This window comes from Oceanithermus profundus DSM 14977, from assembly GCF_000183745.1.
GTDB lineage: Bacteria > Deinococcota > Deinococci > Deinococcales > Marinithermaceae > Oceanithermus > Oceanithermus profundus.
The window spans coordinates 2129672-2150629 of the sequence record NC_014761.1; the positions used below are offsets into that span (position 1 = coordinate 2129672).

A 20958-nucleotide genomic window follows, 5' to 3' on the forward strand; every position below is an offset into this window, starting at 1 on the left:
GCCGCCGTGCACGAGATCCTCGAGCTGCTGCCCCACCGCTACCCCTTCCTGCTCATCGACCGCATCCTGGAGGCCGACCCCGAACGCTTCAAGGTGCTCAAGAACGTCACCTTCAACGAACCCTTCTTTCCCGGCCACTTCCCCGACCACCCGGTCATGCCCGGCGTCCTCATCGTCGAGGCCATGGCCCAGGCGAGCGTGGCCAGCCTGGCCACCCGCCCCGACTTCGCGGCCGGCCAGATCGCCTACCTGGCCGGCGTGGACGACGCGCGCTTCCTGAAGCCCGTCACCCCCGGCGACACCCTGATCCTCGAGGGCACGCTGCGCTACCGGCGCGGCCTCGGCAAGTCGGAGGTGAGCGCCCGGGTCGAGGGCGAAGAGGTGGCGCGCGCCAAACTGACCTTCGTCGTGCGGAGCCGCTAGATGTTCACGATCCTCGACCGCTACATCCTGCGGGAGGTGGTGCCGGTCCTGTTGGTCTCGGCGCTGCTCTACGTGGCGGTCTTCCTCTTCGGCTTCTTCTACGTCGGCAGCCGCTGGCTCGACGGCGCCCCGGTGCTCAAGGTGCTGACCTGGCTGGGTTACCACGTGCCCGGGGTGCTCGTTCAGGTGCTGCCCATGGCCGTCGTCTCGGCCGTGGTCATCCCCTTCGGGCGCATGGCCACCGAGGGGGCCGTCCTGGCCACCCAGGCGGGCGGGGTCTCGCTGGTGCGGCTGCTGCGGCCGGTGCTGCTGCTGGGCTTCCTGCTCGCGGGCTTCTCGCTCTACCTCTCGGAGAACGTCGTGCCCGAGAGCAACGCCCGGGTGCGCGGCTACTGGTACGACGAGCTCACCACCCCGGGCCACGGCCTCTACCGCCTGCGCGGCAAGACCGTGCCCCTGGGGAACGGCATCGAGCTCTTCTTCTCCGGATACGACTGGGCCCACCGGGCCATGACCGGCGTGCGCTTGCAGCTGTGGAAGGACCGCCAGGTCACGGTCATCTTTGCCGACCGCGGCGTCTACCAGGGGCGCGACCTGAAGCTCACCGGCTACCGCATCTACACCGTGGACTACGCGGCCATCGACGGCCTCCTGAACGCCAGCGACGCCCAGCTGCCCGCGCGGCTGCAGCAGGTCTTCAAGAACGTCAGCGTGCCGCGCAGCGAGGAGGCCAGCACCACGATCAAGGTCGGCCTCAGCCGCGACGAGGCGCTGGCCAACTTCGCCGACCCGCTTGCGGCCGACACCCTGAGCCTCAGCGAGGCCTGGCAGCGCTACACCGACCCCAAGCTCGCCCCGGCCGACCGCACCGACGCCGGGCTGGCCTTCCACTCGAAGCTGGCGCTGCCGCTCGCGAACGTGGTGCTCGTGCTCATCTCGCTCCCCTTCGCCGTCTACTACGGGCGCAGCCCCGGCCTCTCGATGGGGATGAGCGTGATGATCGCGGTGGGCTACTACCTGGTCTTCCTGCTCGCCCGCTCGATGGGCGGCCTGGGGATGCTGCCGCCGGCGCTCGCGGCCTGGGGGGCCAACCTGCTCTTCGCCTTCGTGGGCTGGAGGTTGATCCGCCGGTGAAGGCGGTGCTGCTCTCGGCCTCGTTCGGGGGCGGCCACCGCCAGGCCGCGCGGGCGCTGCGCGCGGCGCTCGAGGCCGAGGGGGGCTGCGACTGCGTCGAGGCCGACTACCTGCGCTTCATCCCCGCCTGGGAGCGCGAACCGGTGACGCTCACCTACGCCTTCTGGCTGCGCTACTGGCCCGCGGCCTACCGCTGGTTCTACCACTGGTCCAACCGCCCCAGCGAGCCCAAGCTGATCGCGGAAACCTTCAGCAAGGCGGGCCTCGCCGGGGTGATCCGCTTCCTGGGGCGCACGCGTCCGGACGCCGTGGTGGCCTCCTACGCCACCGTGGCCGCGGTGGCACACCGCGCCCGCCGCACCTCGGGGCAGGCCTTCCTGAACAGCCTCGTCGTCACCGACTTTCGCGCCCACCGCCACTGGGCGCGGCCCGAGGCCGACCTGATCTTCGCGGCCTTTCCCGAAACCGCGGAGGACCTGGTGCGCCACGGCGTGGATCCCGAGCGCGTACAGGTCACGGGCATCCCCATCCTGCCCGCCTTCGCCGCGCTGCCCGACCGTTCCGAGCTGCGCCGCAGGCTGGGCTTCGACGAGCGGCCGGTGGTGCTGCTCACCAGCGGCGGCGCCGGCGCCTACCGCAGCTACGAGCGGGTGCTGCGCGTCCTGCTGAGCCTCGACCTGCCCATGCAGCTCGTCACCTTCAACCCCCACCACAACGGCACCCACGAGGAGGAGCGGGGGCGGATGCGCTGGATTCGCACCGGCCTGCGCGACGACTTCCCCGAGTGGATGGGCGCCGCCGACTGGATCGTCGGCAAGGCGGGGGGGCTGACCGCGTCGGAGGCCCTGGCCCTGGGGGTGCCGATGGTCGTCTTCGACCCCATCCCCGGTCAGGAAGAGGGCAACGCCCAGTTCCTCGAGGAGCGGGGCGCGGCCGTCTGGATCCGCCAGGGCCGCGAGCTGCGGTCGCGCCTTGCGCGCCTCATCCCCGACGAAGCGCGGCGCGCGGAGATGGCCGCGGCGGCGCGGGCCCTGGGCCGGCCCGAGGCCGCGCAGGCGATCGCGCGCGCGCTGTTGCAAGCGGAGGCACGGTGAACGTCTGGGCCGGACTCCTGGGCGCCGCCGGCTTCTACTGGGGGCTGCCCTACCTGGTCTGGCAGCGCTGGGGGTTGGGGGTGGTGCAGCGGGGGCTGGGGAGCGCCCGGGCCGAGCTGGGCCTCACCTTCGACGACGGCCCCGACCCGAAGACAACGCCCCGGGTGCTGGACGCGCTGGCCGAGGCCGGCGTGCGGGCGACCTTCTTCGTCCTCGGCGAACGCGCCGAGGCCCACCCCGAGCTGATCGCGCGCCTGCAGGACGAGGGCCACGAGCTGGCCCTGCACGGCTGGCGCCACCGCCACGGCTGGCTGCGCACCCCCGGGGAGGCCTACGCCGACGCGGTGCGGGGGGCGCGGGCGCTCGAGCGCCTGAGCGGCGCCCGGCCGCGTTTCTTCCGCCCGCCCCACGGCGCCTGGACCTGGGCGCAGATGGCGGCGGCGCGGCGGCTGGGGCTCACGCCGGTGCAGTGGACGCTCGAGGCCCACGACTGGCACCCCGGCCACGACGCCGCGGCGGTCGTGCGCCGCGTCGCCGGGGACGCGCTGCCCGGCGACGTCGTCGTGATGCACGACGCCGGCCCCGGCGGGCGGACCGCCGCCGAGGCGCTGCCCGAACTGCTCGCGGAGCTACGGGCGCGCGGCTTCCACCCCAAGCCGCTGGGGGAGCTGCGCGGGTTGCGCCGGGGCGCATGGCGCGACCTGCCGCGGCGCGCCTGGGCGGCGACGGTCGACCGCTTCTTCGACCGCCTCTACCGCGTCGAGGAGCTGAACTACGGCGCCCACAGCGTCTTCCGCGTGGCCAAGGGGCCCTTCCCCGGCCCCGCGCTCGAACTCGCGGGCGGCGGCCGCGTCCTCCCCGGCGCCCCCGCCGCCGAGCTGCACCTGCACTCCGAACGGATGGCGCGGGCGGGCGAGGCCGGCTCGCTGACCGCCTTCCGCTTCTTCAAGAAGTCGGTGCCCGACCTGGCGCGGGCGCTGCGCGAGCGGCCGCACCTGGCCGACGTCGAGGTCTTCTGGGGGGTCTCGCTGTTCCACGAGGTCCTGGGCCCCGTGGGCTTCCGCTCGGTCGAGCTGCCGCCGGCGCGCCGCAGGTTCCTGGGCGCCTACATGCACTTCCTGCACCGGCTCTACGGGGGCGCGCCGCTAAAGCGGGTCTGGCCGACGCTCGTCTACATCGACCGCGCCACCCTGCTCGAGCGCTACGGCTAGCCCCGAGCGCGCCAGCGCCATCCCCCCGGCGACCCAGAACACCTCGGCCAGGTGCAGGCTGGGCACGGCCATGGGGTTGTCCACCAGGCTCATGACCAGGTAGCCGAAGAAGATCGCGGCCAGCAACGGTTCGCGCGCGCGCAGCGCGGCGTAGCCCACCAGCGCCAGCAGGGCGAGGAAGCCCAGCGTGCCCACCACGCCGGTCTCGCCCAGGGCGTGCAGCAGCAGGTTGTGGGCGATCAGCCAGGCGCCGTAGAAGGGCTCGAGCCAGTCGGGGCAGCCCAGGCCCAGGTAGCGGGCCCCGACCCAGAGGTTGCAGCCCTGCTTGTAGAGGTCGACCAGCCAGGGCCCCAGCTGGTAGGGCCCCACCCCGCCCCAGGGGTGCTGGGCGAAGGCGGCGAAGGCCCGCTCCCAGATCACGTCGCGGCCGTTGGGGTTGAGCGAGAAGAGCCGCGTCAGCGCGGTCACCCGCTCGCCGGAGGCGAGGAGGAAGTAGCCGAGCCCCGCAAGCCCCCCGGCGGCCCCCAGCCCCCAGAGGTAGCGCCGGTCGCGCACCGCCGCGGCCGCGAGCACCCCCACCACCAGCACCGCCAGCGCCCCCCGGCTCCCCGAGAACGCCAGCGCCGCGAGCGCCAGCAACCCCACCCCCAGGCGCAGCCACGCCGGACCGCGCCAGTCGAGGGCCAGCAGCACCCCTACCGCCCCGGCCAGCCCGATCGAGACCGTGGTGTAGTAGGGGTGGACGAGCCGGCGCGCCAGGAACTGCGCGCCGAAGGCGTCGTAGCTCGTCCAGAAGGCAAGCAGGTAGACGACGGCGAGCCCGGCGAGCAGGTAGTGCAGCCAGCGCGGGTCGGCGAGCCGCACCCCGGCGAGAAGCAGGGCCACCACGAACAGCCCCCGCACGAGCGCCAGCGGCACCGAGGCCAGCGGGTCGGGCGCAAGCAGCGCGGCCGCGAGCTGGGTGCCCAGGTAGAAGAGCACCACCCCCCGGGCCAGCGGCCCCAGCGCCCGCCAGGAACGCAGCGCGGCGAAGGCCGCCAGGTAGAGCGGCGGGAAGACGGGGACGAGGGCGATCAGCCAGGCGAGACGGGGGCGCACGGCGCCATTCTACTCAGGCATCGGATGAGGAGGCGCCGATCGGCGGCCCCACCCGCAACAGCCCCTCGGGCAGGAGCTCGAGGTAGTGGGTCTTGGTGTCGTGGCCGCTGAGGCGGCAGCCGTCGATGCGGAGGAAGCGCACGACCTCGCCCAGCGGCACGCCCCAGAGCTTGCTCTGCGCCTGGGTCATCACCAGCCGCTTGGCGAGCACGATGGTGGCGTCGAGGATGTGGCTCACCGCGTAGCCGCCGGCGGCCTCGGCGGAGAGCTCCTCGTGGCTCGAGCGCTTTTGCGAGGTGAAAACCGCGGTCACGTCCTTTTCCTTGGCGTAGAGGTAGACCTTGCGCACGATCAGCCGCGCCGTCATCTCGCGCGCCTCGTAGAGGCCGGTGAGCGAGTCCACCACCAGGTGGCGCGCCCCGGTGGCCTCGAAGGCGGCGTCGAGGGTGGCGAAGAGGGTGGGCAGGTCCTCGCGCAGCTCGCCGTGGCTGGCGGCGTCCACCAGGGTGACGCCCTCGAGCACGTCGCGCCCGAGCCCCATGGCCAGCCGCCGCTGCTCGAGCCCCGCGTCCACGAAGGGGGCCGGGGTCTCCACGGTCACGAAGACCGCCCCCTCGCCGCGCGCCGCCTGGGCCAGCGCGTACTGCTCGGCGAAGAGGCTCTTGCCGGTGTCCGAGGTGCCGGTCACGTGCACCGCCGCCCGCCGCGGCAGGCCCCCGAGGGGCTTGACCACCGGCTTCCCCCGTTCCTGAACGACGGTGTAGAAGAGCTCGTCCAGCCCCTCCACGCCGCTGGGCACCCCCTCGATCTCGGGTATCTTCTGGGCCAGGTCGGCCGCGCCGAGGATGCTCTCGAGCACCGGCTTGGGCGAACCGATCACGCGCCTCACCTCCTTTCTCGACTTTCCCCTTCCAGGATAGCGCGGTAGGCTGGGCGGGTGAGCTACGACGAGCTGGCCGACCTCTACGCCCTCCAGTACGAAGACTATTCAGATGACCTGGACTTCTACGCCCGCCTGGCCGGGCGCCACGGCGGGCCGGTGCTCGAGCTGGGCGCGGGGCAGGGGCGGGTGGCCGCCCACCTGGCGCGGCGCGGGGTCGAGGTCTGGGCGCTCGAGCCCAGCGCCGCCATGCGCCGCCGCGGCGAGGCGGCGACCCGCGGCCTGCCGGTGCGCTGGATCGCGGGCGGCATGCGCGACTTCGAGCTGGGCCCCCGCTTCCCGCTCGTCATCGCCCCCTTCAACGCCCTGATGCACCTCTACACCCTGGCCGACCAGGACGCCGCGCTCGCCCGCGCGGTCCGCCACCTGGACGCGGGCGGGGTCTTCGCCTTCGACCTCTACAACCCGCTGCAGATCGATGCGGACGCGGCGCTGCGGCTCGAAGGGCGCTACGGGCGAACCGAGGTCTACTACCGCCAGGAACACCACCCCGCCACCCAGCGGCTGACCACCCACTACGTGATCGACGAAACCGGTCCCGACGGCGCCCTCAAACGCCGTCACAACCGGCTCGACCAGCGCTACTTCACCCGCTACGAAATCGAGCGCTGGCTGGCGGCCGCGGGGCTTTCCGGCCGGCTCGCGGGCGGCTTTCAGGGCGAGCCCTTCACCGCCACCAGCCCGGTGATGGTCTGGACCGCGCGGCAGGTAAGCTAGGGGCGTGAACCTCGAAGACCTGGTCAAGAAGGCCCGCGGCGGCCGGGTGGTGGCGAGCGGCTTCCTGAACCCCGAAGAGCAAGAAGCGCTGCGCGCCCTGGCCGCGCGCGAGGGGCTGGGCCTCGCCTGGTTCGGCGGCCTGCCCGCCGCCGAGCGGCGGCTGGGGGTGCTGCACCCGCCCGAGGTGCCCGCGGTGAGCGACCCCACCTGGGTGGGCTGGCTGGCCGCCGAGGACCCCGAACGGGCCGCCGCGCGGCTGCGCCGGGCGCTGGACGCGGGCGAGCTGGGCGACGTGCGCCTCACGCCCGAGGGCGTCCTCTTTGCGGCCACCCGCGCCGCGCAGGCCCGCCTCGCGGGGGCCGGCCTCGCCGCGGTGGACCCGCCCGAAGCGCACCGCCCGCGGGAGCGCCGCAAGACCCGCACCCTGGTCGTCCCCTCGCTGCGGGTGGATGTGGTGGGGGCCAAGGGGCTGGGCGTGAGCCGCAGCTACTTCGCCAAGGGGGTGAAGGCGGGCAAGGTGCGGCTGCGCGGCCGCGTGGCCGGCGCCAAGGACGAGGTGCGCGAGGGCGACACCCTGATCGCCGAGGGGCTGGGGCAGGTCACGCTGGTGCGCGTCGTCGGCCGCACCGCCCGCGGCAACTACAAGGTCGAGCTGACCGCCGAAAAATAGCCCGGCGCCGCGCCGGGCCAAGCGAAGCCCCCGCGCGCGGCGGGGGCGGTCTGGCGGAGAGGGCGGGATTCGAACCCGCGGTACCCCGGTAGGGGTACAACACCTTAGCAGGGTGCCGCCTTCAACCACTCGGCCACCTCTCCACGTTGCGTTTTGGCGGAGGGTGAGGGATTCGAACCCCCGGTGGGCCCGGAGCCCACAGCGGTTTTCAAGACCGCCGCCTTCAACCGCTCGGCCAACCCTCCCTGGCCGCATAGCTTATCTTGAGGCCCGCACCGGCGTTTGTCAAGAAAACCCGTCCCCCGGCCGCGGCCGCGCCCCCGCCCCCCGGAGGTGCGGTGCACAGTTTCGCGCAGCTTCGATCATCTTCGTGTAGACTAGGGCAGAACCGATCATGACCCTGGCGCACGCGCGAAGGCAGAAACTCCTGGAACTGTTGCAGGCCGAAGGCGGCCTGCGCACCGCGGAGCTGGCGCAGAGGCTGGGCGCCTCGGAGGCCACGGTCCGCCGCGACCTCGCCGAACTCGAGCGCCAGGGGCGCTTGAAACGGGTGCACGGCGGTGCGCTGCCGCTGCAACCGGGCCCCGCGGTCGAACCCCCCTACGAGCTGAAGGCGCGTGCCCGGGTGCGGGCGAAGGCGCGCATCGCCCTCGCCGCCAGCCGGCTGGTGCGCGACGGGGCCACGGTGATCCTCGACTCGGGCACGACCCTGCTGGCGCTGGCGCGGATCCTGCGCGAGCGCCGCATCACCGCGCTGGCCCTGGACCTCAAGGTCGCCGACGCCCTGGCGCGCGGCCGCGCCGAGGTCTGGCTGGTCGGCGGACGGGTGCGCAACGGCCTCTTCAGCCTGGTCGGCCCCTGGGCCGAGCGGGGACTGGCGGACGTGCACGCGGACGCGTTCTTCATGGGGGCGGACGCGGTGGACGGGGTGGCGGTGACCAACGCCACCTTCGAGGAGGCCGCGGTCAAACAGGCCGCCGCGGCGGCGGCGGCGAAGACCTACCTGCTCGCCGACCGCAGCAAGTTCGGGCGGCGGGCGCTGGCGCGGGTGCTGCCGCTCGAGGCGCTGGACGGCGTCGTCGGCGAGCGCGGGGTCGAGGCCGAGCTACCGGAATTGCGGGAGAAGGTGGGTTTCGTCGAGCTGGTCTAGAAAGGGCGGTACCGTGATGCAGGCGTTCGAACGTTTTCAGACCATCTTTCGGGTGCGGCGCCCGGTCGTCGCCATGGTGCACCTGCGGGCGCTGCCCGGCACGCCCCTGTTCGACGCGGCGGGCGGCATGGACGCGGTGGTGGAGGCCGCGCGCGCCGACCTGCGCGCGCTCCAGCAGGCCGGCGTGGACGCGGTGATGTTCGGCAACGAAAACGACCGGCCCTACGAGCTAGAGGTCGACCCCGCCAGCGCCGCGGCCATGGCCTACGTGGTGGGCCGGCTCAAGGACGAACTCCGCCTCCCCTTCGGCGTGGACGTGCTCTGGGACCCGAAGATGACGCTCGCCGTGGCCGCCGCCACCGGCGCCGCCTTCGCGCGGGAGATCTTCACCGGCCTCTACGGGTCGGACATGGGGTTGTGGTCGGGGCGCGCCGCCGAGGCCCGGCGCTACCAGCGGCGGCTCGCCCGCGACGACCTCTTCCTGCTCTACAACGTCTCCGCCGAGTTCGCCGCCCCCCTCGACGCGCGCAGCCTTCCCGAGCGGGCGCGCAGCGCCGTCTTCTCGAGCCTCGCCGACGCCGTGCTCGTCTCCGGCCCCATGACCGGGGAGCCGGCGCCGCTCGAGCACCTCGCCGCGGTGAAACGGGCGGTGCAGGACGTGCCCGTGCTGGCCAACACCGGGGTCGACCACGCCAACGTCGCCGAGGTGCTGCGGATCGCCGACGGCTGCATCGTGGGCACCGCGCTGAAGGAGGACGGGAAGACCTTCAACCCCGTGGACCCCGAGCGGGCGCGGGCCTTCATGGAGCGGGCGCGGGAGGCGCGCGGGGAATGAGGGCGCTGGGCGTCGACGTGGGCACCACCGCGGTCAAGGCGGTGCTGCTCGACGAGGAGGCCCGGATCGTGGCCGAGGCCGCCCACCCCCACGACCTGAAGAGCCCGCGCCCCGGCTGGGCCGAGGAGGACCCCGCGGACTGGTGGCGGGGCACCCGCGCGGTGCTCGAGGCGCTGGCGGCGCAGGCGGGGCTGGACGCGGTGGCCGCGGTGGCCGTCTCGGGGATGGTGCCGGCGCTGGTGCTGCTCGACGAAACCGGCGCGGTGCTGCGCCCCTCGATCCAGCAGAACGACGTCCGCCACGGCGACGAGATCGCCTGGTACCGGGCGCGCTTTCCCGAGGACGAACTCTTCCGCCGCACCGGGGCCACCTGGAACCCGCAGGTGATCGCGCCCAAGCTGCTCTGGCTGCAGCGGCACGAGCCCGAGACCTTCGCGCGGATCCGCCGCATCGCCGGCTCCTACGAGTACGTGACCTGGCTCCTGGGCGGGCGCGGTCCGGAGTACCTGGAGGCCAACTGGGCGCTCGAAAGCGGGCTTTGGAGCGTGCGGGAGCGGCGCTGGCTCGTCGAGTACCTGGAGCCGCTGGGACTCGACGCGGGGGTGCTGCGCCCCGTGCGCGCCCCCGTCGAGCGCGTGGGCGCGGTGGCCGGCGCCGATCTGCCCCTGCGGCCGGGCACGCCGCTCGCCGCGGGGAGCGCCGACCACATCGCCGCCGCGCTGGCCGCCGGCCTGCTCGAGGAGGGCGAGGCGGTGCTCAAGTTCGGGGGCGCCGGCGACTTCCTCTACGTCACCCCGGGCTTCGCCCCGCTGCCCGAGCTCTTCATCGACCACCACGACGTGCCCGGCCGCTACGTGATCAACGGCTGCATGGCCACCTCGGGCTCGCTGGTCAAGTGGTTCCGCGACCGCTTCGCCCCCGGCCGCGCCTACGCCGAACTCGACGCCGAGGCCGCACGGGTGCCCGCGGGCAGCGAGGGGCTCGTCCTGCTGCCCTACTTCCTGGGGGAGAAGACCCCGATCCACGACCCGCAGGCCCGGGGCACCGTGATCGGGCTCACGCTGCACCACGGCCCGGCCCACGTCTACCGCGCGATCCTCGAAGGCGTGGCCTTCGCCTTCCGCCACCACGTCGAGGTGCTGCGCGCCCACGGTCACGCCATCGAACGCTTCTACGTCATGGACGGCGGGGCCAAGAGCCCCCTGTGGCGCAAGATCACCGCGAGCGTCCTCGGTCGGCCGGTGCACCGGCTGGCCGCCGGCGAGGCCGGCAGCGCCTTCGGCACCGCCTTCCTCGCGGGCGTGGTGGGCGGCGCGTGGGAGTTCGCGCGCATCAAGGAGGCGGCGCGGGTGGCGGGCACGACCGAACCCGATCCCGAATGGTCCCGCGTCTACGACGACCGCTACGGGGTCTACCGGGAAGCCTACCTGCGGCTGCGGGACCTCTACCCGAAACTGGGAGGCCACCATGCTTGAGAAAAGAACGGCACTGATCACCGGCGCCGGCGGCGGCATCGGCGCCGCCGTGGCCCACCGGCTCGCGCGCGAAGGCGCCAAGGTCTGGGTCACGGACCGCGACCTCGACGCCGCGGAGGCGACGGCCGCGGCCATCCGGGAGGCGGGCGGGCGCGCCCGCGCGCGGCGCGTGGACGTCACCCGCCGGGAAGAGCTCGAGGCCGCCTGCGCAGCGGCCTACGCCGAGGACGGGCGCGTCGACCTGGTGGTGGCGAACGCCGGCGTGAGCACGATGCGCCCCTTCCTGGAGCTGACCGACGAGGACTGGGCGTTCAACTTCGACGTCAACGCCCGCGGGACCTTCTACACCCTGCAGACCTTCGCCCGGCGCATGAAGGACCAGGCGCCGATGCCGGGAAGCTCGCTGCGGGGGAAGCTGATCGCCGTGGCCAGCATGGCGGCGCGCCAGGCGGCCCCCTGGCTGGCCCACTACTCCGCCTCGAAGTTCGCGGTGCTGGGGCTGGTGCAGGCGGCGGCGAAGGAGCTCGCCCCCTTCCGGATCACCGTCAACGCGGTGAACCCGGGCTTCGTCAAGACCTCGATGCAGGAACGCGAAATCGCCTGGGAGGCGCGGCTGCGGGGCACCACCCCCGAGGCGGTCGTCGCCGACTACCTGGCCCAGACCCCGCTGGGACGGCTGGAAAGGCCGGAGGACGTCGCCGGCGTGGTGGCTTTCCTGGCCGGCCCCGACGCCGACTTCATCACCGGCGAGGCCGTGGAGGTGAACGGCGGGGCCTGGATCTTCTGAGCCTCAGGCCAGGTCGTCGAGCAGCTCGCGCACCGGCTTCTTCTTGCAGGTGAACATCGGGGTGTCGCGCAGGGTGTACATGCTGGCCTCGGTGAAGCGCAGGCGGTGGACCAGGTCCACGAACTCCTGGGGGTGGTTGGCGTCGAAGGCGACGACGAACTCCTGGTCGTCGATGCCGTAGGAGTAGCTGGTGTTGAGGCGCACGCCCTCGAAGGGGGCGGAGACGTAGATGTGCTCGTCCATCATCCCCTGGCGGGTGTGGGGCGTGAGCTTGTACCACTCGCGCTTCTTCACGAAGGGGTAGACGAAGAGGTAGGCCCCCTCGCCCGGCATCAGCTCCACCCCCTCGCCCTCGGGGTTGTAGCGGTCGACGTAGATCGAGCGCTTCTGCATCGAGAGGTAGCTGTAGGGCTGGGTCAGGTAACCGGCCAGGCGGGTGCGGTTGAGCTCGCGCTGCATGGCCTGGAACTCGGCGGGGTCGAAGGCGATGCGCCAGATCATGAAGTCGGTGTCGGCCCGGAGGCCCACGAGCGAGTAGGTGCGCACGATGAAGCCCTCGCGGCCGGCCCACCGCTCCACCACCGCGGCGAACTCGTCCTTGGCGGCCTCGATCTCGCTGGGCTCGAGCCGGCGGAAGGCGGGGTCGAGCTTGAAGAAGGCGTAGTTCATGAACTGCCGGCGGGCGCGGTCGGGGGGCTTGTCGAGCACCAGCCCGGCCGGGTCCAGGTCGGTCATGCGGCGGGTCGTCTTCTCGCTGTACTCGCGCAGCTTCTTTTCGGGTCGCTTGGGGCGTTCGGCCATGCCCGCATTCTAGGGGGCGGGGCCGAAAAGAAAGTGAGCCGGCTCGCGCCGGCTCGCGGTCGTTCCCGGGGTCTAGTTGCAGCCAGGGGTCGCGCCCTGGGCGATCAGGTACTGCTCGAGCGTCAGCGAGCCGTCGGCGAAGACGAGGCTGACGTTCTCGCCGGGCACGCAGTTGCCGTTGGCGTCGTCGAGGGTGCCCGAGAAGGTGAGGGCGACGGCGCCGTCCACCTTGACGAAGCCGTTCGTGAGGACGGCCGAGGTGGGGTTCCCGCCGGCGTCGAAGTTGAGGGCGAAGTCGGTGTTGAACTCGAAGCTGGAGCTGGAGCCGTTCGCCGTTTCGGCGGTCTGGAAGTTGACGTGGCCCGCGCTGGTGTCGAAGCCGGTGCTGAAGCAGCTGGCGTCGCGCTGCATGGTGCCGTCGGCCCAGACGTCCCAGGAAAGGCTGCCGCTGTCGCCGCCGGCGGTTACCGAGAAGCTGCCGCTCGTGCGGATGCGGGTGTCGCTGGCGCTGAGATTGAAGGTGAACTCGACGCGGTCGTTCACGCCCGCGCTGCCGCTGACGACCACGCTGGTGGGCTCGGCGATCGGGGTGCCGCCGCAGTCGTACCAGGCGAACTGCCCGCGCAGGCTGCCCGCGGCGCTGCCGTCCACCGCGAGGGTGACCGTCATGTCCTGCGGCATTTCGCTGGTGATGCCGTTGGCCTCACGCACGTCCACGGTGGGGGTGCCGTTGTTGTCCCAGTCGAAGGTCAGCGACGCGGTGTGGCTCACGCCGTCGGCGTCGTCGAAGGGCCAGGTGAGGATCAGGTCGTTGCCGGTGTAGCTCGCGTCCAGGACCCAGCCGGGCGAGGAGGGGTCGTAGTCCCACTTGCCGCGCTCGAGGTTCTGGTCGGCGAGGGGGGCCAGCCCGCCCAGGAGTTTGAGGGCGTCGGCGGGCGAAACCGGCCCCGCGCCGAGGTTCATCAGGTTCGCGACTAGGGCCCCGGTGGGCAGCCCGGGGGCGCCGCCGGGGGTGGCCCCCAGCGCCTGGAGCGCCAGATCCTGCCCGGCCGCGGCGACGACGGTGCCCAGGTCGGCCTGGTACTCCTGCACCGAGCGGTCGAAGTCGGCCTGCGTGGCCTGGGGCTTGATCTGGGCGCTGCACGCCGCCAGCGCGAGGATCAATACGGCACTGCCTAACCACCATTTTGAAAATTTTCTCATCGATACCTCCGGATTACAGTGTACGCGATCCAGGCGACGCCGCCTACCCTCAAACGGATGGGGCATAATGTCCCTGTGTCGCCGGTCCTGCACTTCGAACCCGCCCCGAACGCCCGCCCCCTGCCCGAGCTGCCCCTGCTGATCGTCGTGGGGCTGACCGGGGTGGGCAAGACCAGCTTCACCCGCGCCCTCGGCTGGCCGACGCTGCCGGGCCGCCGCGAGCTGGTCGACCGCTACCTGCTGCCCCGCCTGGGGGCCGACCCGGCGCGGCTCGACCGCGCCCAGCGCTTCGCGCTCACCGCGCGCTGGCGCGCCGAACACCCGGGCGGGATCGCCGAGGCGCTGGCCGCCGGCTACGCCGAGCCCGTCTGGCCGCTCGTCTTCGACGGGCTCCGGGGCGAGGCCGAGGTGCGCTTCGCCCGCGAACGCTTCGCCGAAGCCCGCTTCGTCGTGCTCGAGGCCCCCGCCGCGGTGCGGCTCGAGCGCCTGCTGGGCCGGGGCGAGGGCTTCGACCGGGTCGCGGTGCGCCGCGAGGAGGCGGCGCGGTTCCGCGAGCTGGCCGAGGGGGTGCTGCCGCAGGGCGAGCTCGACCGGCTGCTCGGCCGCGGCCACCCGCTGGAGGCGCTGATCGAAAAACTCAAGATCGTTGCCGAAGAACAAAAGCACTACCACCCCGACGGTCCCCGCCGCGCGCTCGCGGGCTCGGAGCGGGCGCTTTTCCTCGACACCGCCGCCCTAAACCCCGAAGCCGCCGCGGACCGGGTGCGCGCCTGGCTGGAGGAAGCGTGAGGCTGCGCGAACTGCGCCTGCGCCCCTTCCGCATCCCCCTGGCCGCGGAGCTGCGCTGGGGCGCGGGCAAGCGGATGGACGCCCTCGAGCACGCCCTCGTCGAGGTCACGCTCGAAGGCGGCGCGGTGGGCCGCGGCGAGGTGACCGTGCGCCCCACGATCTACGGCGAGACCCTGGGAAGCGTGCGCGCCGCGCTGGAATGGCTCGAGCCCCGGCTGCGGGAGGTCGACGTCTCCAGCGCCGAAGCGGTGCGGCGCGTCCTCGCCCGCCTCCCCGGCAACCTCGCGGCCAAGGCGGGGCTGGAGATGGCCCTCTTCGAGGCCCGCGCCGCGGCGCTGGGCCGCGACCCGCTGGACCTCCTGCCCGCCGGGCGGGAGCGCGTGCGGGTGAGCTTCATCGTGGGGCAGGGGGACGTGGAAGCGACGCTCGCGAGCGCCGGCTTCGCCCACGCCCGGGGGGTGCGCGTCTTCAAGCTCAAGACCTCGGGCCGCGCCGCCGAGGACGAGGCGCGCATCCGCGCCCTGGTGGAGGCCTTCCCCGACGCCGAGGTCTACGTCGACGCCAACGAGACCCTCGCCCCGCGGGCCGCCGCCGAGGTGCTCGAGCGCTGGCGGGCGCTGGGGGTGACGATGGTCGAGGAGCCCCTGCCCGTCGAACGCGTCCGCGCCCGGGCGGCGCTGCGGCGGCGGGGGGTCCTGCCCCTGATCGCCGACGACGCGGCCTTCACCCTGCGCGACCTGGAACGCGAGCTCGAGCTGGACACCTTCGACGTCCTCAACGTCAAACCCGCCCGCAGCGGCTTCGGCCCCAGCCTGGAGATGCTGGACCGCGCCCGGGCCGCCGGCAAGGAGGCGATGATCGGCTCCCAGGCGATGAGCGGCTTCGGGGCCGCCCGCGCCGCGGCCCTCGCCTTCCACGCGGCCGTCACCCGGCCCAGCGAGCTGGCCTTCCACCTGCTCGCCACGGGCGGTTTCGCGCCCTTCCCCCCGATTCGCGAGGGGTGGCTCGAGCGGCGGGACCTCGCCTTCGGCTTCAGCGAAACCGCCTTCGCCCGCTGGGCCCTCTAGACCTCGCGCGCCCGCCGCAGCGCCAGCAGCAGCAGCGCCCCCAGCACCACGAAGCCCAGTGGGATCCAGCGCGGCCCCGGCAGCGCCGCGAAGAGCGCGGGGCCGAGCGTCCCTCCCACGGCCGCGGCGTAGAACATCCCCGCGGTCAGCTCCTGGCCGAAGCGGCCCTGCAGCGCCGCGAAGCTGGTGCCGAAGATCGGCCCGTAGAAGACGGCCACCAGCGGAAAGAGCGGGGCGAGCGGCGGCCAGGCCAGCGCCAGGAGGACGGCCAGGCTCGCGAGGGTCAGCCGGTAGAGCCGCCCCAGCGGGTCGGCCGCAACCCAGCGGGCGAGCCCCAGGCGGCTGGCCGTGAGCAGCAGCCAGTACCCGGCGAGCAGCGCCCCCGCGAGCCGCACCGGGTAGCCCAGCTCGGTCAGGTAGGTCCCGCTCCAGGCCGAGATCGAGGCCTCGACGGCGACGTAGAGGCCCACCGCGCCCAAAAGCGGCAGCGCCCGGCGCAGCAGTCCCAGCGACAGCCGGCCCACGCGCTCCCGCACCTCGGGGGCGCCCCAGGCCATTCCCGCGGCCGCCAGCCAGCCCAGCGCCGCCAGCACGAAGCCGAGGCGCCAGGGCAGCCAGGTGAGCCAGAGCGGGGCGACGACGGCCCCGACGCCGAAGGCGGCGTTCACCCGGTTGAGCATCAGCACCCGGGTGCGCGGGTGCAGCTCGCCCACCAGGCCGTTGGCGTGCACGTTGAGCACCCCCTGGGCCACGCCCCCCACCCCCGCCGCGGCCACGACCCAGGCGAAGGAAGGGGCGAGGCCCATGGCTAGGTAGGCCGCGGCCAGCACCGCGGCGCTGAGCGGCACGACGGGGTGGCGGCGGCGGAGGCGCGTGGCCAGGCCCACGCCCAGCAGCAGGCCCAGGAGCTGCAGGTTGAAGAACGCGGCCATCTCGCCCAGGATCCCGAACTCGGCGCGCCAGAAAGGAAGCACCGCCCCCGGGGTGGCCACGAAGAAACCAAGTCCGAAGAGGAGGATCAGGCTGGCGAGGGTGTAGCGCGTCGTGGCGTTCATGGCGTCCAGAAGTGCAGCCCTCCCAGTCTACCGGTCCGCGGCGCCGGCGGCAAAACGAGGCCCCGGGCGCGCCGGGGCCTTGCGGAGGGCCTAAGGGGCTACTTGACGCCGAGCGAGGTCACCGCGGAGGTGTGGGGCGGGTTCGTGCTCAGCGTGTTCTTCGGCGTCAGGGTGGTGCCGGTCAGGTCGAAGACGTACCACCACTCCGCCCCGGACGCCCCCGGCTCGTTCGCGTTGTTCGGCGCGGTGTAGGTGGCGATCAATCCGCCGGAGTCGTAGACGCGCACCACCGCTTCGGAGCCGGCCCAGGAACCCGTGCCCGCGTACCAGTGCACCGCGTAGCTGTAGGTGCCGCTTTGCAGCTGGGCGATCGTGATCGTCTCGGGGCCGTAGCTGGTGGTGTCGTCCACGTCCAGGCAGGCCCAGGGGTCGGCGCTGCAGTCGCCCTGGTCGTTGAAGTACACCTCGTAGTAGCCGGTGCCCTGGGGAACCCAGAGGTGCGAGTCGAGGTCGCTGGGGTCGGCGCCCCAGCTGAGCACGATGCGCAGCTCGCCGCTGTTCAGCCCCGGGTTGAGCGCCACCCGGATCGTGGTGGTGGCGCCGGCCGCCAGCTGCACGTTCTCGCGGGCCGTGGTGTAGCCGGTCTTGCTCACCTGGACCGCGTGGTCGCCGGCGGGCAGGAGCTGCAGTACGAAGGCGCCGTTGGCGTCGGTGACGTCGCAGATCTCGGTCAGGGCGCCGTTGTAGACGAAGCAGGCCTTGGCGCCCGCGAGCGCCAGCCCCGTCGTGGCGTCGACCACCGTGCCGCTGAGGGTGGCGGTGCCGCGGGGCACGGCGACGCCGCCGCACGCCGAGAGGGCCAGAGCCAATACCGCAAGTACCGAAAGAAATCCAAGCTTCTTATACATACATTCGCTCACCTCCAGTGCGCCGCATGGGTTCTACGCCTCCAATCTAGCGGGATCGCGGGGGGCATCTGTACCGGGCGCACTACCCCCGTTTGGGGGCCCTCATTCGGGGGTACCGCGGAGATGAAGGGCTCCTTAACCTGAGGTTAAGGAAGAAGGAGGTCCACGATGATGCAAGAACCCGGAACCTACCAGGAGTACGCCCATCAGGAGGCCGAGGCGCTGTTCGAGATCGACTTCGACTCCGAGGACGCCCGCCGCATCGACGAGGAAAACAAGCAGCGCATCTATCAGGAGCTGATGAGCCTCGAGTGGTAACCCGCTTTCATACATACATGCCTACGCCGGCCGCGCACGCGGCCGGTAGCTTTTGCGCGGCCACCCGCGCCCCCGGGGAGCGGTAGCCTAGACGTATGCGGATCGCCATACAGGACACCTACCCCGACGACGTGGCCCACTGCTACGGCTGCGGCCGCCTCAACCCCCACGGCTACCAGCTCAAGACCTACCCCGCGGGCGAGCTCACCGAGAGCCGCTTCACCCCCGAGCCCTACCACACCGCCATCCCCGGCTTCGTCTACGGCGGCCTGATCGCCAGCCTGATCGACTGCCACTCCACCGGCTCGGCGGCGATCTTCAAAATGCGGGCCGAGGGCAAGGAACCCGGCAGCGAACAGGCCCCCCGCTTCGTGACCGCCCACCTGGAGGTCGACTACCTGGCCCCCACGCCGCTGGGCGTGGAGCTCAGGCTCGTGGGGCGGGCGGTCGAGGTGAAGGAGCGCAAGGTCGTCGTCGACACCGAGATGTTCGCCGGCGAAAAGCTCGTCGCCAAGGGGCACGCGGTGCTGGTGCGGATGCCCGAGACGATGGCCGGGCGATGAGGCGCTGGGCCTGGCTGCCGCTCGCGCTCGGGCTGGCGCTGGCCGCGGCCCCGGTGCACGTCGTCCGGCCGGGCGAGACCCTCTACCGCATCGCCCGGACCTACGGGGTGCCGCTCGAGGCCCTGGCCGCCGCCAACGGCATCGAGGACGTCAACCGGATCCGCGCCGGCCAGCGGCTGGTCATCCCCTCGGACCCTTCCTGGCCCGCCGACTGGGGGCTCGAGGTTGCCTCCTGGCCGCCGGTCCAGGGGCGGCCCGCGGTCTTCCGGCTGCCCGAGGGCGTGACGGCGGTGCGGGTCTTCGGGCTGGAGGTGCCGGCCGCGAGCGGCCGGGCGCTGGTGCCGGTGCCGGCCGACGCCCGGCCGGGCCTCCACCCCTTCGTGCTCGAGGGCTCGGGCCTGAAGGGCGAGCTGCTGGTCCTCGCCGGCGGCTACGCCCGCGAGAACATCGTGCTCAGCGAGGAGAAGAACGCCCTGTTGGACCGCGAGAAGATCCGCGCCGAGAAGGCGCGGCTGCTCGAGGCCTGCGGTCCCTGGACGCCGGAGCTGCGCTGGAACGGGCCCTGGCGCTGGCCGCTGGACAAGGTCGAGGAGACCTCGGCCTTCGGCACCCGCCGCAGCTACAACGGCCGCCCCGGCGGCTGGCACGGCGGCGTGGACCTGCGCGCAGGCGAGGGCACCCCCGTCTACGCCCCCGCCGCGGGGGTGGTGGGGCTCTCGGACGAGCTCTACGTGCGCGGCAACGCCGTGGTTCTGCGCCACGGCCGGGGGGTCTGCAGCGGCTACTACCACCTCTCCCGGCGGCTCGTCGAGCCGGGCCAGGAGGTGGCGCGGGGCGACCTGCTCGGCTACGTGGGCGCGACCGGGTTGGTGACCGGCCCCCACCTGCACTGGGAGGTGCGGCTCCTGGGCCAGACGACCGACCCCGCGGTCTTCACCCGTCCCGGGTTCTGGCGGGCGCTAGCGCCCGCGGCAGCAGGCCGGCCGTGAGCAGCAGGAGCGCCCCCACGAAGCCCAGCGCCCAGCCGAAGGGCCGGGGCAGGAAGAAGGGGTAGACGAGGCCCGCCAGCCCCCCGCCCAGGTAGTAGGCGCTCACGTAGGCGCCGCTGGTCCCCGCCCCCCGGCGGCCCGCCGCGGCCCCGCCGAGGGCGTGCAGGCCGAAGAGGCCGGCGAGCAGCAGCGCGAACCCCGCGAGCGGCCGGGAGGCGAGCAGCGCCGTGCCCGCGGCCGCCGCCCCCAGCGCCGCCGCCCCCGCCCGCACCGGCCCCAACCGCCCCGCCAGCGTTCCCGCCAGAAGCGCCCCCGCGGTGCCGCCCAGGTAGACAAGGTAGAACGCCCCCAGCGCCGCCAGGCCGTAGCCCGCGGCCTCGAGCCGGTAGGGCATCAGGTTGGCCACGAAGAGGTTGGCGAAAAGAAGCCCCGCCCCGAACGCGAGCAGCGGCCCCGCGCCGGCGGGCACGCGCGCCTCGCCGCGGGTGAAGCCGCCCTCGAGCGGCAGCGCCGCCCAGGCGAGCCCCACCAACGGCAGCGCCAGCAGCACCAGCGCCCCGGCGGGGCCGAACCGCTCCGCCAGCGCGCCCGCCCCCGCCCGCCCCAGCGCCCCGCCCACGGTGTTGGCGGCCACCAGCCAGCCGGCGGCCGCCGCCGCGCGGGACCCAAAGAGCCGGGGCAGGAGCGCGAACGACGCCCCGGGCACCGCGGCCGCGGCCAGGCCCTCGCCCAGCCGCAGCGCCGCCCAGGCGTAGGGGCCCGGGGCCCAGGCCCCCAGCGCCGCGAAGAGGGCGACGCCCAGCGCGCCCAGCGCCAGCATCGCCCCCGCCCGCAGGCCGGTGCGGGGCCAGAGCAACGAGCCCAGCACCAGGCCCAGCATGGGGGCGCTCATCCCCGGGCCCGCCGCCCCCGCCGCGGCGTTCCAGCCGCGCTCGAGCGCCGGCAAGAGCGGCTGCGGGGCGTAGAGGTTGCCGAAGAGAAAGAAGCCCGCCCCCACCACCGCCCAGCGGGCCAGCGCGGCGCGCATCAGCCCCCGAGCGCCCGCGCCACCGCCGCCTCGGCGTGGATGCGGGTGGTGTCGAAGACGGGCACCGGGGCGTCTTCGGGCCCCACCAGCAGGCCGATCTCGGTGCAGCCGAGGACGATCCCCTCGGCCCCGCGCTCCGCGAGCCGCGCCATCACCCGGCGGTAGACCCGGCGCGATTCCTCGCGGATCTCTCCCTGAACCAGTTCGTCGTAAATGATGCGGTGGACGGCCTCGCGGTCGGCGGGCCCGGGCACCAACACCTCCAGCCCCCAGCCCGCGAGTTTGTCGCGCAGGAAGGGCTCCTCCATGGTGAAGCGGGTGCCCAAAAGCCCGGCGCGGCGCACCCCCGCCGCCTGCAGCGCCCGGGCGGTGGCGTCGGCGATGTGCAGCACCTCGAGCCCGCTCACCGCCCCCACCGCCTCCGCCACCTTGTGCATGGTGTTGGTGGCGATCACCAAGAAGCCCGCGCCCCCCAGCACCAGCCGCCGGGCTCCGGTGATCAGCTCCTCGGCCAGCGCGTCCCAGTCGCCGGCGTGCTGCAGGCGCTCGATCCGCGCCCAGTCGAGCGAGTAGAGCAAGATCTCGGCCGAGCGGTCCGGCCCCAGTCGCCGGGCCGCGGCCTCGTTCATGAGCCGGTAGTACTCGAGCGTCGATGGCCAGCTCATGCCCCCCAGCACGCCGATGATCTCCATGCGCCCATTCTA

The 20958-nt window shown here is 73.4% G+C and carries 23 protein-coding genes and 2 tRNA genes; 15 read left to right on the top strand and 10 right to left on the bottom strand.

Annotated elements, in window-relative coordinates; all coding sequences use genetic code 11:
* The first annotated feature begins 6 nt into the window (after positions 1-6).
* The 4 genes from fabZ to OCEPR_RS10545 are packed head-to-tail and all read left to right on the top strand — an operon-like array spanning position 7 to position 3862.
* Complete coding sequence (gene fabZ, locus OCEPR_RS10530) at positions 7-423, top strand: 3-hydroxyacyl-ACP dehydratase FabZ (RefSeq protein ID WP_013458709.1); 417 nt, start codon at positions 7-9, stop codon at positions 421-423.
* A complete protein-coding gene (locus OCEPR_RS10535; protein ID WP_013458710.1) occupies positions 424-1557 on the top strand; it encodes an LptF/LptG family permease in 1134 nt (377 codons plus the stop codon).
* Entirely contained in the window at positions 1554-2651 is a 1098-nt protein-coding gene (locus tag OCEPR_RS13055) for an MGDG synthase family glycosyltransferase (protein ID WP_013458711.1), read from the top strand. Before OCEPR_RS10535 ends, OCEPR_RS13055 begins: the two co-directional genes overlap by 4 nt.
* On the top strand, positions 2648-3862 hold the full coding sequence (locus OCEPR_RS10545; RefSeq protein WP_013458712.1) for a polysaccharide deacetylase family protein: 1215 nt from the start codon (positions 2648-2650) through the stop codon (positions 3860-3862). The genes OCEPR_RS13055 and OCEPR_RS10545 overlap by 4 nt, the downstream gene beginning before the upstream one ends.
* On the opposite strand, the gene OCEPR_RS10550 is transcribed toward OCEPR_RS10545, so the two are convergent.
* Together OCEPR_RS10550 and OCEPR_RS10555 are read right to left on the bottom strand one after the other, a co-directional pair.
* Positions 3797-4960, bottom strand: a complete 1164-nt coding sequence (locus OCEPR_RS10550; protein WP_013458713.1) for an O-antigen ligase family protein — start codon at positions 4958-4960, stop codon at positions 3797-3799. The two genes, OCEPR_RS10545 and OCEPR_RS10550, sit on opposite strands and share 66 nt — an antisense overlap.
* A gap of 13 nt (positions 4961-4973) precedes the next feature.
* Positions 4974-5840: a KaiC domain-containing protein gene (locus tag OCEPR_RS10555; RefSeq protein ID WP_013458714.1), complete on the bottom strand. Its 867-nt coding sequence runs from the start codon at positions 5838-5840 to the stop codon at positions 4974-4976.
* Positions 5841-5897: 57 nt separating this feature from the next.
* Between OCEPR_RS10555 and OCEPR_RS10560 the strand changes: the two genes are divergently transcribed.
* Both OCEPR_RS10560 and OCEPR_RS10565 read left to right on the top strand, forming a co-directional pair.
* Positions 5898-6617 carry a class I SAM-dependent methyltransferase gene (locus OCEPR_RS10560; protein WP_013458715.1) on the top strand — a complete coding sequence of 240 codons (720 nt, stop codon included), beginning with the start codon at positions 5898-5900 and terminating at the stop codon, positions 6615-6617.
* Between the two features lie 4 nt (positions 6618-6621).
* On the top strand, positions 6622-7287 hold the full coding sequence (locus OCEPR_RS10565; protein ID WP_013458716.1) for an RNA-binding protein: 666 nt from the start codon (positions 6622-6624) through the stop codon (positions 7285-7287).
* Between the two features lie 51 nt (positions 7288-7338).
* Here OCEPR_RS10565 and OCEPR_RS10570 read toward each other — a convergent pair.
* Together OCEPR_RS10570 and OCEPR_RS10575 are read right to left on the bottom strand one after the other, a co-directional pair.
* Positions 7339-7430, bottom strand: a tRNA-Ser gene (locus OCEPR_RS10570).
* An 11-nt stretch (positions 7431-7441) separates the two neighbouring features.
* A tRNA-Ser gene (locus OCEPR_RS10575) sits at positions 7442-7532 on the bottom strand.
* A 149-nt stretch (positions 7533-7681) separates the two neighbouring features.
* On the opposite strand from OCEPR_RS10575, the gene OCEPR_RS10580 reads away from it, so the two are divergent.
* From OCEPR_RS10580 to OCEPR_RS10595, 4 genes are read left to right on the top strand one after another with little or no spacing between them, the layout of a single operon-like run.
* Complete coding sequence (locus tag OCEPR_RS10580; RefSeq protein WP_013458717.1) at positions 7682-8437, top strand: DeoR/GlpR family DNA-binding transcription regulator; 756 nt, start codon at positions 7682-7684, stop codon at positions 8435-8437.
* A gap of 16 nt (positions 8438-8453) precedes the next feature.
* A complete protein-coding gene (locus OCEPR_RS10585; RefSeq protein WP_013458718.1) occupies positions 8454-9272 on the top strand; it encodes a BtpA/SgcQ family protein in 819 nt (272 codons plus the stop codon).
* On the top strand, positions 9269-10747 hold the full coding sequence (locus OCEPR_RS10590) for an FGGY-family carbohydrate kinase (RefSeq protein ID WP_013458719.1): 1479 nt from the start codon (positions 9269-9271) through the stop codon (positions 10745-10747). The genes OCEPR_RS10585 and OCEPR_RS10590 overlap by 4 nt, the downstream gene beginning before the upstream one ends.
* Positions 10740-11534: an SDR family NAD(P)-dependent oxidoreductase gene (locus OCEPR_RS10595; RefSeq protein WP_013458720.1), complete on the top strand. Its 795-nt coding sequence runs from the start codon at positions 10740-10742 to the stop codon at positions 11532-11534. The genes OCEPR_RS10590 and OCEPR_RS10595 overlap by 8 nt, the downstream gene beginning before the upstream one ends.
* Before the next feature lie 3 nt (positions 11535-11537).
* Here OCEPR_RS10595 and OCEPR_RS10600 read toward each other — a convergent pair whose 3' ends face one another.
* On the bottom strand, positions 11538-12335 hold the full coding sequence (locus OCEPR_RS10600; RefSeq protein ID WP_013458721.1) for a chlorite dismutase family protein: 798 nt from the start codon (positions 12333-12335) through the stop codon (positions 11538-11540).
* A gap of 72 nt (positions 12336-12407) precedes the next feature.
* Positions 12408-13499 (bottom strand): hypothetical protein, encoded by a 1092-nt coding sequence (locus OCEPR_RS10605; RefSeq protein WP_041554234.1) that lies wholly within the window; start codon positions 13497-13499, stop codon positions 12408-12410.
* A 96-nt stretch (positions 13500-13595) separates the two neighbouring features.
* Between OCEPR_RS10605 and OCEPR_RS10610 the strand changes: the two genes are divergently transcribed.
* Together OCEPR_RS10610 and OCEPR_RS10615 are read left to right on the top strand one after the other, a co-directional pair.
* The gene (locus OCEPR_RS10610) at positions 13596-14327 is read left to right on the top strand and encodes a DEAD/DEAH box helicase family protein (RefSeq protein WP_049773551.1); all 732 of its coding nucleotides are present in this window, start codon (positions 13596-13598) and stop codon (positions 14325-14327) included.
* On the top strand, positions 14324-15394 hold the full coding sequence (locus tag OCEPR_RS10615) for an enolase C-terminal domain-like protein (RefSeq protein ID WP_013458724.1): 1071 nt from the start codon (positions 14324-14326) through the stop codon (positions 15392-15394). The genes OCEPR_RS10610 and OCEPR_RS10615 overlap by 4 nt, the downstream gene beginning before the upstream one ends.
* Here the strand turns inward: OCEPR_RS10615 and OCEPR_RS10620 are convergent.
* Complete coding sequence (locus tag OCEPR_RS10620; RefSeq protein ID WP_013458725.1) at positions 15391-16449, bottom strand: MFS transporter; 1059 nt, start codon at positions 16447-16449, stop codon at positions 15391-15393. The two genes, OCEPR_RS10615 and OCEPR_RS10620, sit on opposite strands and share 4 nt — an antisense overlap.
* A gap of 98 nt (positions 16450-16547) precedes the next feature.
* The gene (locus tag OCEPR_RS10625) at positions 16548-17357 is read right to left on the bottom strand and encodes a carboxypeptidase regulatory-like domain-containing protein (RefSeq protein ID WP_013458726.1); all 810 of its coding nucleotides are present in this window, start codon (positions 17355-17357) and stop codon (positions 16548-16550) included.
* A 168-nt stretch (positions 17358-17525) separates the two neighbouring features.
* Here OCEPR_RS10625 and OCEPR_RS13060 point away from each other — a divergent pair, with 168 nt between their 5' ends.
* The 3 genes from OCEPR_RS13060 to OCEPR_RS10635 all read left to right on the top strand — a co-directional run bounded on the left by OCEPR_RS13060 (position 17526) and on the right by OCEPR_RS10635 (position 19227).
* Positions 17526-17675 (top strand): hypothetical protein, encoded by a 150-nt coding sequence (locus OCEPR_RS13060; protein WP_013458727.1) that lies wholly within the window; start codon positions 17526-17528, stop codon positions 17673-17675.
* 95 nt (positions 17676-17770) lie between these two features.
* The gene (locus OCEPR_RS10630; protein WP_013458728.1) at positions 17771-18238 is read left to right on the top strand and encodes a PaaI family thioesterase; all 468 of its coding nucleotides are present in this window, start codon (positions 17771-17773) and stop codon (positions 18236-18238) included.
* The gene (locus OCEPR_RS10635; protein ID WP_013458729.1) at positions 18235-19227 is read left to right on the top strand and encodes a M23 family metallopeptidase; all 993 of its coding nucleotides are present in this window, start codon (positions 18235-18237) and stop codon (positions 19225-19227) included. The genes OCEPR_RS10630 and OCEPR_RS10635 overlap by 4 nt, the downstream gene beginning before the upstream one ends.
* Here OCEPR_RS10635 and OCEPR_RS10640 read toward each other — a convergent pair.
* Positions 19172-20254, bottom strand: a complete 1083-nt coding sequence (locus OCEPR_RS10640; protein ID WP_013458730.1) for an MFS transporter — start codon at positions 20252-20254, stop codon at positions 19172-19174. The genes OCEPR_RS10635 and OCEPR_RS10640 overlap by 56 nt on opposite strands.
* A complete protein-coding gene (locus OCEPR_RS10645) occupies positions 20254-20946 on the bottom strand; it encodes an aspartate/glutamate racemase family protein (RefSeq protein WP_013458731.1) in 693 nt (230 codons plus the stop codon). Before OCEPR_RS10645 ends, OCEPR_RS10640 begins: the two co-directional genes overlap by 1 nt.
* Positions 20947-20958 lie beyond the last annotated feature (12 nt).